Here is an 11,553-nt window from a genome sequence, read left to right on the forward strand (position 1 = left end):
CCGTGAATGGACCCTATCGCCGGGCTGTTCCGCTCCTAGGGTGGTGCACATGACGACGACCCAGAACATCGCCAACCCGACCACGACCACTGACGGTTACGCCCCCGAGGAGCCCGTCCGGCTCCAGTGGAGCAAGCACGCCCCCGAGTTCTTCAAGGCGATGATGAAGGTGTCCGCCGCCGCCGGGCAGGGACTCGACCCGGTGCTGGGCGAACTGGTCCGCATCCGGGCCTCGCAGCTCAACCAGTGCGCCTTCTGCCTCGACATGCACGCCAAGGACGCGGTGGCCGCCGGGGAGAGCGTGGAGCGGATCGTCCAGCTCAGCGCCTGGCGGGAGTCGCGCCACTTCTACACCGAGCGGGAACTGGCGGCGCTGGAGCTGACCGAGGCGGTCACCAACCTCCAGGACGGCTTCGTCCCCGACGAGGTGTTCGCGCGGGCGGCGGCCCACTTCGACGAGGCCGAGCTGTCCCAGCTCCTCGCCTCCATCGCCGTGATCAACACCTGGAACCGGCTGAACGTGGCGGTCCGGCTGGCACCCGGCCACTACACGCCCGGCCAGTTCAAGGGCCTGTGACCACCGGTCAGGCAGCGACGGGACCCACGGGCGCGCCCCGCGAAGAGGCCGGGGCCGCCGGATCCGCCCGGGACGCCGCGGGGGGAACGCGGCGCCCCGTGGACCGGTTCCGCTCGCTGCACCACGGCCGCGCCGCCGACGATCCGCTGGTCCTCCCCGGCCCCTGGGACGCGGCCAGCGCCCGGGCGCTGGTGGAGGCGGGCTTCCCGGCGCTGGCCACCCCCAGCGCCGGGATCGCGGCGAGCCTCGGGTACCGGGACGGCAGCACCCCGGCCGCCGAGATGTTCGCGGCGGTGGCCCGGATCGTCCGCGCGGTGGAGCCGCTCGGCGCGCCGCCCGTCTCCGCCGACGTCGAGGGCGGTTACGGGCTGCCGCCCGCCGAACTCGTGGAACGGCTGCTGGAGGCCGGGGCGGTGGGCTGCAACCTGGAGGACACCGGCCCGGACGGCACCCTGGAGGACCCCCGGCGGCACGCCGACCGGCTGGCGGAGGTCCGGGCGGCGGCGGGCGGCCTGCTGTTCCTCAACGCCCGGGTGGACACCTTCGTGCGCGGGGTGTCCGATCCGGCGGCGGCGGTCGAACGGGCGCTGCTGTACACGGCGGCGGGCGCGGACTGCGTCTATCCGATCGGGGCGCCGCACGAGGCGCTGCCGGTGCTGCGGGCCCGGATCGGGGGGCCGTTGAACGCGATCGCGACGGTCCCCGGTCCGGCGGACGCGCGGCCCCGGGACTCCTTCCGGACGCTGGGACGGCTGGGCGCCACCCGGATCACCTTCGGGCCCGGACTGCTGCACCGGAGCACCGCCGGGCTGACCGACCTGGCGTCCCGTCTGCGCTGACCACGCGGACGGGCCGGACACCCGCCGGTCAGGCACGTGCCTGACCGGCGGGACGTCCCGGACGGGCGGACGACGGGGCCGTCCGGCCCGCCGGGCGGGCCGGACGGAGTGACCGTGCCAGGGCGGGTGTTCCGGGTGGGGTGCGAGGTGTTCCCGTGGCGGGAGCCCGGCGCGTGGGAGTCTGGTGACGCGTCCCCCACCCCGGGGCGCGCCCCGGTCCACCGCGCGTCCCCCGGGCCGCGCCCGGGTCCGTCCGACCGGCGGGCCCGGCCCGGACGGGGCCGGAGCGCACCCCGGAGGACCCAGGACCCATGAGCGCCAGCGCCAGTACCCTCGTCACCCGCATCGGCTCCCTGGTCACCAACGACCCGGCCACCGGCGACGGTTCCCCGCTCGGACTGGTCGAGGACGCGGCCGTGGTGTTCGAGGGCGAACGGATCGCCTGGGTGGGTCCGGCCGGACGGGCGCCGGACGCCGACACGGTGGTCGACGCGGGGGGCCGGGCCGCGCTGCCCGGGTTCGTGGACTCCCACGCGCACCTGGTGTTCGCCGGGGACCGCACCGCCGAGTTCGGGGCCCGGATGGCGGGCCGCCCGTACGCGGCCGGGGGCATCCGCACCACGGTCGCGGCGACCCGGGCGGCCACCGACGACGAACTGGAGGCGAACCTCGTCCGCTACCTGGACGAGGCGCTGCGCCAGGGCACCACCACCTTCGAGACCAAGTCGGGGTACGGACTGACCGTCACCGACGAGGAACGGGCGCTGCGGATCGCCGCCCGGCACACCGACGAGGTCACCTACCTCGGCGCGCACGTCGTCGCCCCGGAGTTCGCGGACGATCCGGCGGGCTACGTCGACCTGGTCACCGGTCCGATGCTGGACGCGTGCGCCCCGCACGCGCGTTGGGTGGACGCGTTCTGCGAGACGGGCGCCTTCGACGGGGACCAGGCGCGGGCCGTGCTGACGGCGGGCGCGGCCCGGGGGCTGGTGCCCCGGGTGCACGCCAACCAGCTGTCGTACGGGCCGGGGGTGCGGTTGGCGGTGGAGCTGGGGGCGGCCAGCGCGGACCACTGCACCCATCTGACGGACGAGGACGTGACAGCCCTCGCGGACGGGGACACGGTGGCGACCCTGCTGCCGGGCGCGGAGTTCTCCACCCGGGCGGCGTGGCCCGACGCGCGGCGGCTGCTGGACGCGGGGGTCACCGTCGCGCTCTCCACCGACTGCAACCCCGGCTCGTCGTTCACCACCTCCGTGCCGTTCTGCGTCGCGCTGGCCGTCCGGGACATGGGGATGACCCCGGACGAGGCGGTGTGGTCCGCGACGGCGGGCGGCGCGGCGGCGCTGCGGCGGGCGGACGTGGGACGGGTCGTGCCGGGGGCGTACGCCGATCTGCTGCTCCTGGACGCGCCGAGCCATGTCCACCTGGCGTACCGGCCCGGGGTCCCGCTGGTCACCGCGGTGTGGCGGCGCGGAGTCCGCACCTGAACCCCCCGCCCTTACGGGACGCCCCCTGCCGGGCCCACCACCCGTGCCCCGACCCGAGCCGTCACGGTTCCCCCCTCTGGACGGGTCGCCACCCATGCCCCCGTGCGGTACGTCGTGGTCGTTCGCGCAGTTCCCCGCGCCCCTCGGTGGGTTACTGCCGTGGCCCCGTGCGGGTGCGTCGTGGTCATTCGCGCAGTTCCCCGCGCCCCTGACGGGCCGCTGCCGTGCTCTGGTGCGGGTGCGTCGTGGTTCGTCGCGCCGTTCCCCGCGCCCCCCTGACGGGGCGCTCTGGAGCGTCCGTTCGCCAAGTCCCGGCCCGCGCCAGAGGCCGGAAAACCACGTCGGGGCCCCGCTCAGGGGCGCGAGGAACTGCGCGAACAGCCACGACGGACCAGCGCCGGACCGACGACAGGAACCCAGCCGGGGGCGCGGGGAACTGCGCGAACAGCCACCACGCACCCGCAGGCGACCACGGGCGGCAACCCGCCCAAGGGGCGCGGGGAACTGCGCGAGTGACCCACAACGCACCCGCGCGGGACCACGGACAGCGGTCCCGCAAGGGGCGCGGGGAACTGCGCGAACAACCACCGCGCGCCCGCAGGGGACGGCGGGCGGCCGCCGGGCCCGCGGGCCCGGCGGGGCCGGGGGTCACGTCTCCGCGGTGAGGCCCCGCCGCAACCTGCCGAGGGTGCGGGAGAGCAACCGCGACACGTGCATCTGGGAGATGCCCAGCTCCTCACCGATCTCGGACTGGGTCATGTTCGCCACGAACCGCAGCGACAGGATCCTCCGGTCCCGCGCCGGAAGCCCGGCGATCAGCGGCTTCAGGGACTCGACGTACTCGATGCCCTCCAGCCCGTGGTCCTCGTACCCGATGCGGTCCGCGAGCGCGCCCTCGGAGTCGTCCTCCTCGGGCTGGGCGTCCAGCGAACTGGCCGTGTAGGCGTTGGCGGCGGCCATGCCCTCGACGACCTCCTCCCGGGAGAGCCCGAGGTGCTCGGCCAGTTCGGCGACGGTGGGCGCGCGGTCGAGGCGCTGCGCCAGCTCGTCACCGGCCTTGGCCAGGTCGATGCGGAGTTCCTGGAGCCTGCGCGGCACCCGGACCGACCAGCTGGTGTCACGGAAGAACCGCTTGATCTCGCCGACGATGGTCGGCATCGCGAAGGTGGGGAACTCCACGCCCCGGCTCAGCTCGAAGCGGTCGATCGCCTTGATCAGGCCGATGGTGCCGACCTGGACGATGTCCTCCATCGGCTCGCTGCGGGTGCGGAAGCGCGAGGCGGCGAACTTCACCAGGGCGAGGTTCAGCTCGACCAGGGTGTTGCGGACGTAGGCGTGTTCGTGGGTGCCCTCTTCCAGGATCTCCAGCCGGGCGAACAGCACCTTGGAGAGGGCCCGCGCGTCGGCCGGGGCGACCTCGTCGAACGGGGGGATCTCCGGCAGGTCCGCCAGGCTCCCGGGCCGGACGTCGGCGGGGCGCTCGGCCTCCGCGACGGCGGCTCCCCGGGCGGCGGCCGCAGGGGCGACGGCCTCCCTGACGGTGCCCGTCGGGGCGGCGGGGGCGGTGCCGGACGGTGCGGTGGTGCGGGGCGGAGCGGTGTCGTCGGGTGCTGCGGGACGGGATGCCGACGTCGCTTCGAGGGTCCGCGATGCGTCGAGCCGGGGTGACATGTCGTCCTCCATCGTGTCCAGGCATCAGGCTGCCGGTGCCTTGCGATCCTGCGGTTCGCGGCGCCTCCGAATGCCGGCCGTGTCGAGTGCGGTCCCTCCTACCCCTACCCGCTTTGTTGAATCCCTTGCAAATTCCCCACAGAGTCAAATGTCCGCTTTGTTGAGGTTGTTCGGTACCCCGGGGAGCGCGGACCGCGTAGGGTTCGAAGGCGTCACCCCCACATCCCCTCCATCCACCGGGGCGCGGCCGTCACGGCGGACGGGCCCGAAAGTGAGAGACGCCATGGACCGCGGGACGGTCGGCAGCGCCTATCGCGACCGCCTACGGGTGGACGTGCGGCGCCACGGGACCAGCGCCGTCGTGACCCCGGCGGGTGAGCTGGACCACCACACCGCCGAACTGCTCCAGGAACCCCTGGACACCTTCTTCGACGAGGGCGCGGCCCGGGTCGTCGTGGACTGCTCCCGGCTGGAGTTCTGCGACTCGACGGGGCTGAACGTGCTGCTCGGCGCCCGGTTGAGGGCCGAGGCCGCAGGGGGCGGGGTCCATCTCGCGGGCATGCTCCCCACGGTGGCCCGGGTGTTCGAGATCACCGGGGCCGAAGCCGTGTTCACGGTGCACGCCACCCTGGACGACGCCCTGGACACCGTCTCGGGCGACGACCCGGGCACCGGCGCGGACGGCACCGCGGACGGCACTCCGGGCGATCGGGCCGCCGTCCGGGAGTGACCCGGCGTCACCCCCCGGACCCCCGGACCCGGTTGGCCCCGGGCCGCTCCCGGCCGGACTTCCGCCCCCCTCCCGGACGACGAAGTCGCCGGAGTCACATGCGGGATGACCGTGTCACGGCGAGAATGGGTGTTCCCACCGATGGTCCGGGCAGGAGACCCCCGGCGCCGCACGGTGCCGGAAGGGGCCGGGAACGGACCGGGAGGGAACCGCGACGGGACCGGGGAACACCGGGAACGGCGCCGGGAAGCACCCGCGGACCGGAACGGAACCGGGGCGTCCGCCCGCACCGGCTCCGCACGGTCCGCCCGCCGGGACCGGCGATCGCGCGGCAGCCCGCCGCGCGTGCCGGATCATGTGGGAACTTGGGAACTTGACGCATGCTGCAACTGGTCAACCGGTGAATCGGTGAGGTGAAGCCCTGATGAGCACCACCCGGCCCCGTCCGCCGGGCGATCGCGGTCCCGAACCGCGGAACGCCGTGCACGTCGGGCCCGCGCCCGGCACCGCCCGGGACCCCTCGCCCGCCCCGGCCCCGCCCACCGGCGCGGCCCCGTCGTCCGCCCAGGCACCCTCGTCCAGCGCGGGCCCCGGCCCCGTCGCCCCGTCGGCACCGGTGGCGTCCGCCCCCGCGCCGCGCCGGGTGTCCCTGCGGGACGCCCCCGGAGTGGTGCCGCTCGCCCGGGACTTCGCCCGGCAGGCCCTCTACGACTGGGGCTGGCTGCCCGCGTCCGGCGCCGACCGGCGGGCCGCCGCCGAGGACGTGCTGCTGGTCGTCTCCGAACTGGTCACCAACGCCTGTCTGCACGCCGAGGGCCCCGAGGAGATGACCATCGGGTGCGCGGGCAAGGTGCTGCGGGTCGAGGTCACCGACCGGGGCGCCGGGGCGCCCGCGCCGCGCACCCCGCACCGCGCCGGACGCCCCGGCGGCCACGGGATGTTCATCGTGCAGCGGCTCTGCCTGGACTGGGGCGTGGTCCGCACCCCCGGCGTCCCCGGCAAGACCGTCTGGGCCGAACTGGCCGCCCCCGCCTGACCATCGGGACACCACCGGCCCGCCCCGCCACCGACAGCCGATCGCCGATCGCCGATCGCCCCCGGGACCCGCCCCGGACCGCGTCCCCCGGAAACGCCCCGGGGGCGCGACCGTCGACGGGAACCCGAGGGGTCCCGTCCCGGTCGCGCCCCCGGGGGACGCGGCGGACCTGTGCGGTCAGCGCGCTCGCTCCGTGCTAGCGCACTCCGCCCAGCAGGCTCTTGACCTGCCTGCGGTAGAGGAAGAAGCCCACGCCCGCGAGGATCGCGAGCGTCGCCTCCAGGGCGACGACGCCGGACTTGTTGAGGTTCACCCCGGCGATGGAGAGCAGACCGGTGGTGCAGTCGCCCGCCGTCACCGCGAGGAACCAGACGCCCATCATCTGGGAGCCGTACTTCTCGGGCGCCATCTTCGTCGTCACCGACAGACCCACCGGCGACAGGCACAGCTCGCCCAGCGTCTGCGCGAAGTAGATCGCGACCATCCACCAGACGGCGACCTGGGTCCCGTCGCCCGCCATCGTCAGCGGGATCAGGAAGACCAGGAACGAGGCGCCGATCAGCAGCAGCGCGGACGAGAACTTGACGACCGTGCTCGGCTCCTTGCCCCGCCGGTTCAGCGCCAGCCACAGCCACGCGAGGACCGGGGCGAGCGCCATCACCAGGACCGGGTTGATCGACTGGAACCAGGAGACGGGGAAGTCGAAGCCGAAGACCACCGTGTTGGTGGACTCGCTCGCGAAGAGCGCCAGCGTCGAACCGCCCTGGTCGTAGATCATCCAGAACACTGCGGCGGCGGCGAAGAACCAGATGAAGCCGGTCATCCGGGACTGCTCGGTCGCGGTCAGGTCCTTGTCCCGCTTGATCCGGGTGAGGACCAGCACCGGGATGATCAGACCGGCGAGGGTGATCGGGACCAGCGCCCAGTTCAGGGTGAACAGGCCCGCGCCGCCCACGACGCCGTAGAAGACGACGCCGATGGCCAGGAAGATCAGGCCCTTGCGGAGCGTCGAGCGGCGCTCGTCGTCCGACAGCGGGGTCGGGACCACGCTGGAGCGCTCGCTGAGGTGACGGGTGCCGAGCAGGAACTGGATCAGGCCCAGCGCCATGCCGACCGCCGCGAGCGCGAAGCCCAGGTGCCAGTTCACGCTCTCGCCGACGGTGCCGATGATCAGCGGAGCGGCGAAGGCACCCAGGTTGATGCCCATGTAGAAGATCGTGAAGCCGCCGTCCCGGCGCGGGTCGTCCGGGCCCTGGTACAGATGGCCGACCATCGTCGAGATGTTGGCCTTCAGCAGACCGGAGCCGATCGCGACGAGCGCGAGGCCCGCGAAGAACGGGGCCTGCCCCGGCAGCGCCAGGGTGACGTGACCCGCCATGATCACCGTGGCGGCGATGGCGACGGTCTTGCGGGGACCCCAGACGCGGTCGCCGAACCAGCCGCCGGGCATGGCGAGGAGGTACACCATCGCCAGGTAGATCGAGTAGATCGCGGTCGCGGTGGTCGCGCTGAGCTGCAGACCGCCGGGGGCCACCAGGTAGAGCGGGAGCAGGGCCCTCATGCCGTAGAAGCTGAAGCGCTCCCACATCTCGGTCATGAAGAGGGTGGCCAGGCCGCGGGGGTGGCCGAAGAAGGTCTTCTCGCCGGAGGTGCCGGGCGATTCCTTCGTCAGGCTGGACGCCATGGGTCGATCCTTGTTGTTCGGGACGCGCGGCGTGGAACGTGAGCGCGCCCGGTGGGGGGCTGGCCGGCACCGGCGCCGCGCCGCCCACCCCTTACGCCTGAGGGGGGACCCGTTCCGGCGTCGGGGACGCGCGGCCACGAGGGGCGGGGGACACCGGGAGCCACGCCCCGCGCACGTCGTCGCGGCGGGGCCCGGCCACAGGTCATTCCTTTCAAGGCCGACGGGCGGTCGGCCCGCACGACGGAGGACCCCGGTCGCGCCGGAGCGGCCACGGGGTCCTCGGTACGTGCTACAGGCGTTCTCACACCATACGACACGACATGCGGGAGATGGGAAACGTATGTCCGACCCTGAGAGATGGAACACAGGTTCATTGGCCTTGTCGACACGCATTCAAAGGTCGGACCCAGGATGTCACCACATACCCACAGGCCCGAAATCACCGGGTGTCCGGGGCTCCCGCCGTCTCCCTGGGCGGGCCCCCGCCGGACTACCATCGGGTCATGACCCGTGTACTGCTCGCCGAGGACGACGCGTCCATCTCTGAGCCGCTGGCCCGCGCCCTGCGCCGCGAAGGGTACGAGGTCGAAGTGCGCGAGGACGGCCCGACCGCGCTGGACGCGGGCATGCAGGGCGGCGTGGACCTCGTGGTGCTGGACCTCGGGCTCCCCGGGATGGACGGCCTGGAGGTCGCCCGACGGCTGCGGGCCGAGGGCCACACCGTGCCGATCCTGATCCTCACCGCCCGCGCCGACGAGGTCGACACCGTGGTCGGGCTGGACGCGGGCGCCGACGACTACGTCACCAAGCCGTTCCGCCTCGCCGAGTTGCTCGCCCGGGTCCGGGCGCTGCTGCGGCGCGGGGCGGCGGAGCCCCAGCAGCCGCCCGCGACCCACGGGGTCCGGATCGACGTGGAGTCGCACCGGGCCTGGATGGGCGAGGAGGAGCTCCAGCTCACGGCCAAGGAGTTCGACCTGCTGCGGGTGCTGGTCCGGGACGCGGGGCGGGTCGTCACCCGGGACCAGTTGATGCGGGAGGTCTGGGACACGACGTGGTGGTCGTCCACCAAGACGCTGGACATGCACATCTCCTGGCTGCGCAAGAAGCTGGGCGATGACGCGGCCAACCCGCGGTACATCGCTACGGTTCGGGGGGTTGGGTTCCGCTTCGAGAAGAGCTGAGGCCCCTGCGGGGGGCGGTGCCGTTCCCTTCGGGCGGCACCCGGGGGCGTTCGCTTCCGCCTGTTCCTTGTTCGGCTCTCCGTCGCGGTGGGTTGCTCGCGCCGTTCCCCGCGCCCCTTTCGGGTGCGTTCCGGGTGGCGTGAGTTGTTCTGCTCGGTTCCGGGGGCGTTCGCTTCCGCTGGTTTCTTGTTCGGCTCTCCGTCGCGGTGGGTTGCTCGCGCCGTTCCCCGCGCCCCTTTCGGGTGCGTTCCGGGTGGCGTGAGCTGTTCTGCTCGGTTCCGGGGGCGTTCGCTTCCGCTGGTTTCTTGTTCGGCTCTCTGTTGTGGTGGGTTGCTCGCGCTGTTCCTCGCGCCCCTTTGGGGCGCGCCCTAGGTTGCGGGGGCGGCGGGGCTACGTTTAGGGGTATGCGCAGACGGCTGATCCACTCCACCCTCGCGGTGGTCCTCGTGGTGATCGCGGTGTTCGGGGTGTCCCTGGTCATCGTGGAGACCCGCACCATCAGCGAGGGCGCCCAGGAGCGCGTCGAGTCGGAGGCGGTCCGGCTCGCCAGCATCGTGGACAGCCGCATCCTCGACGCCCAGAACATCACCAGCGCCACGCTGGCCCCCCAGGTCCGCTCGGGCAGCTACGCCCGGGTCGACATCCCCGGTCAGGGGGTCGTGGAGGTCGGACGGCGGCCCGGCGGGGAGGTGATCCACTCGACCGCGCACGGGGAGCAGGGCGAGACGGTCACCGTCGAGGAGTCCCGTTCCGCGGTGACCGAGGAGGTGGGGCGCACCCTGGTGATCATCGCCCTGGTGGCGCTGCTCGCGATCGTCGCGGCGGTGCTGCTCGCGGTGCGCCAGGCGAACCGTCTGACCTCGCCCTTCACCGACCTCGCGGAGACCGCCGAACGCCTCGGCTCGGGCGACCCGCGCCCCCGGCACCGCCGCTACGGCGTCCCCGAGCTGGACCGGGTGGCCGATGTGCTGGACGCCAGCGCGGAGCGCATCGCCCGGATGCTCACCGCCGAGCGCAGGCTCGCCGCCGACGCCTCCCATCAGTTGCGCACCCCGTTGACGGCGCTGTCGATGCGGCTGGAGGAGATCACCGTCACCGACGACCTGACCACCGCGCGGGAGGAGGCGTCCATCGCGCTGGCGCAGGTGGAACGGCTGACCGACGTGGTGGAGCGGCTGCTCACCAACTCCCGGGACCCCCGGACCGGCTCCGCCGTCTCCTTCGACCTGGACGAGGTGATCACCCAGCAGCTCGCGGAGTGGCGGCCCGCCTACCGGAGCGAGGGGCGGGCGGTCGTCAGCTCCGGCAAACGGCATCTGCGGGCGGTCGGCACCCCGGGCGCGGTGGCCCAGGTGCTCGCCGCGCTGATCGAGAACTCGCTGGTGCACGGGGAGGGCACCGTCGCCCTGCGCACCCGGGTCACCGGCAACCAGGCGGTCATCGAGGTGACGGACGAGGGGCCGGGCGTCCCCGCCGAGCTGGGTTCGCGGATCTTCGAGCGGACCATCAGCGGACGGAACTCCACCGGCATCGGGCTGGCGGTCGCCCGGGACCTCGCCGAGGCGGACGGCGGACGGCTGGAGATGCTGCAGCTCAGACCGCCGGTGTTCGGGCTGTTCCTGTCCCGCAACCCGCCGCCGCGCACCCACCGGGGCGGCGACAAGCAGGTGCGGTGAGACACGGCGTCCGAGGGACCTCGGGTCAGGGCGTCCGGCGGCCGGAGCCGGAGAGCGAGGTGGCGCCCGCGCCCCGGACGCCCGGCGTCTCACGGGTGGCGGGGACGGTTCCCGACGCCACCGCCACCGGGTCCGTCAGGTCCACCGGAGGACCGGCGGGCAGCGCGCGGAACACCCAGGTGCGGTACGACCAGAAGCGGAACAGGGTGGCGACGCCGATCCCGACGAACTTGAAGACGTTGCTCTGCAGCGGGGTGTCCCAGCCGAACCCGTAGGTGGCGGTGTACAGCACCCCGTTCTCGATGACCAGTCCCACCGCGCTGAACAGCAGGAACAGTCCCATCTCCCGGGTGCGTCCACTCTTGTCGCGGTCACGGTAGGTGAAGTACCGGAACCCGACGTAGTTGAAGGCGATGGCGACGACCGTCGCGATGATGCTCGCGCGCACCACGGGCAGCTCGGACACCGCGCGCACCAGGTTGAAGACCAGCAGATTGACGACGATGCCCGCGCCGCCCACCGCGCCGAACTTCAGCACCTCCCGCCACAGCTGCTCCACCTGCCGTCGCAGCGCGCCCAGGGCCCCGGTCCGGGACCCGCGCGTACCGCCGTTCTCGGTCATGGTGCGCCCAGCGTCCTTGGTCATGGTGGGCCCGGTCCCCGCTCAGT

The 11,553-nt window shown here is 73.5% G+C and carries 10 protein-coding genes; 7 read left to right on the forward strand and 3 right to left on the reverse strand.

The features are described from left to right. The first annotated feature begins 49 nt into the window (after positions 1 to 49). The 3 genes from ACVWNX_RS12480 (at position 50) to hutI (ending at position 2,906) form a co-directional block, all read left to right on the forward strand. A complete protein-coding gene (locus tag ACVWNX_RS12480) occupies positions 50 to 577 on the forward strand; it encodes a carboxymuconolactone decarboxylase family protein (RefSeq protein ID WP_454413985.1) in 528 nt (175 codons plus the stop codon). A gap of 98 nt (positions 578 to 675) precedes the next feature. Beyond that, positions 676 to 1,416 carry an isocitrate lyase/PEP mutase family protein gene (locus ACVWNX_RS12485; RefSeq protein ID WP_454413986.1) on the forward strand — a complete coding sequence of 247 codons (741 nt, stop codon included), beginning with the start codon at positions 676 to 678 and terminating at the stop codon, positions 1,414 to 1,416. A 311-nt stretch (positions 1,417 to 1,727) separates the two neighbouring features. Beyond that, positions 1,728 to 2,906, forward strand: coding sequence for an imidazolonepropionase (gene hutI / locus ACVWNX_RS12490; protein ID WP_454413987.1), 1,179 nt, complete (start codon positions 1,728 to 1,730; stop codon positions 2,904 to 2,906). A 648-nt stretch (positions 2,907 to 3,554) separates the two neighbouring features. Here hutI and ACVWNX_RS12495 read toward each other — a convergent pair. Further along, positions 3,555 to 4,589 carry an RNA polymerase sigma factor SigF gene (locus ACVWNX_RS12495; RefSeq protein ID WP_454413988.1) on the reverse strand — a complete coding sequence of 345 codons (1,035 nt, stop codon included), beginning with the start codon at positions 4,587 to 4,589 and terminating at the stop codon, positions 3,555 to 3,557. Between the two features lie 271 nt (positions 4,590 to 4,860). Between ACVWNX_RS12495 and ACVWNX_RS12500 the strand changes: the two genes are divergently transcribed. Together ACVWNX_RS12500 and ACVWNX_RS12505 are read left to right on the forward strand one after the other, a co-directional pair. Continuing rightward, positions 4,861 to 5,307 carry an STAS domain-containing protein gene (locus tag ACVWNX_RS12500; RefSeq protein WP_454413989.1) on the forward strand — a complete coding sequence of 149 codons (447 nt, stop codon included), beginning with the start codon at positions 4,861 to 4,863 and terminating at the stop codon, positions 5,305 to 5,307. A gap of 424 nt (positions 5,308 to 5,731) precedes the next feature. After that, complete coding sequence (locus tag ACVWNX_RS12505) at positions 5,732 to 6,343, forward strand: ATP-binding protein (RefSeq protein WP_454413990.1); 612 nt, start codon at positions 5,732 to 5,734, stop codon at positions 6,341 to 6,343. 196 nt (positions 6,344 to 6,539) lie between these two features. Here the strand turns inward: ACVWNX_RS12505 and ACVWNX_RS12510 are convergent, their stop codons facing one another. Further along, on the reverse strand, positions 6,540 to 8,027 hold the full coding sequence (locus ACVWNX_RS12510) for a peptide MFS transporter (protein WP_454413991.1): 1,488 nt from the start codon (positions 8,025 to 8,027) through the stop codon (positions 6,540 to 6,542). Positions 8,028 to 8,530: 503 nt separating this feature from the next. Between ACVWNX_RS12510 and ACVWNX_RS12515 the strand changes: the two genes are divergently transcribed. Together ACVWNX_RS12515 and ACVWNX_RS12520 are read left to right on the forward strand one after the other, a co-directional pair. Further along, the gene (locus tag ACVWNX_RS12515; protein WP_235457590.1) at positions 8,531 to 9,208 is read left to right on the forward strand and encodes a response regulator transcription factor; all 678 of its coding nucleotides are present in this window, start codon (positions 8,531 to 8,533) and stop codon (positions 9,206 to 9,208) included. 404 nt (positions 9,209 to 9,612) lie between these two features. Beyond that, positions 9,613 to 10,884, forward strand: coding sequence for an ATP-binding protein (locus tag ACVWNX_RS12520; RefSeq protein ID WP_454413992.1), 1,272 nt, complete (start codon positions 9,613 to 9,615; stop codon positions 10,882 to 10,884). Positions 10,885 to 10,909: 25 nt separating this feature from the next. Here ACVWNX_RS12520 and ACVWNX_RS12525 read toward each other — a convergent pair whose 3' ends face one another. Further along, on the reverse strand, positions 10,910 to 11,506 hold the full coding sequence (locus ACVWNX_RS12525; RefSeq protein ID WP_454414736.1) for a GtrA family protein: 597 nt from the start codon (positions 11,504 to 11,506) through the stop codon (positions 10,910 to 10,912). Positions 11,507 to 11,553 lie beyond the last annotated feature (47 nt).

The organism is Streptomyces sp. JNUCC 64 (assembly GCF_054484115.1).

Bases quoted from the DNA above. Each gene is read 5' to 3' on its own strand.
- hutI (WP_454413987.1), top strand. From the start codon at position 1,728: ATGAGCGCCAGCGCCAGTACCCTCGTCACCCGCATCGGCTCCCTGGTC.
- ACVWNX_RS12515 (WP_235457590.1), top strand. From the start codon at position 8,531: ATGACCCGTGTACTGCTCGCCGAGGACGACGCGTCCATCTCTGAGCCG.
- ACVWNX_RS12505 (WP_454413990.1), top strand. From the start codon at position 5,732: ATGAGCACCACCCGGCCCCGTCCGCCGGGCGATCGCGGTCCCGAACCG.
- ACVWNX_RS12520 (WP_454413992.1), top strand. From the start codon at position 9,613: ATGCGCAGACGGCTGATCCACTCCACCCTCGCGGTGGTCCTCGTGGTG.
- ACVWNX_RS12500 (WP_454413989.1), top strand. From the start codon at position 4,861: ATGGACCGCGGGACGGTCGGCAGCGCCTATCGCGACCGCCTACGGGTG.
- ACVWNX_RS12510 (WP_454413991.1), bottom strand. From the start codon at position 8,027: ATGGCGTCCAGCCTGACGAAGGAATCGCCCGGCACCTCCGGCGAGAAG.
- ACVWNX_RS12480 (WP_454413985.1), top strand. From the start codon at position 50: ATGACGACGACCCAGAACATCGCCAACCCGACCACGACCACTGACGGT.
- ACVWNX_RS12525 (WP_454414736.1), bottom strand. From the start codon at position 11,506: ATGACCGAGAACGGCGGTACGCGCGGGTCCCGGACCGGGGCCCTGGGC.
- ACVWNX_RS12495 (WP_454413988.1), bottom strand. From the start codon at position 4,589: ATGGAGGACGACATGTCACCCCGGCTCGACGCATCGCGGACCCTCGAA.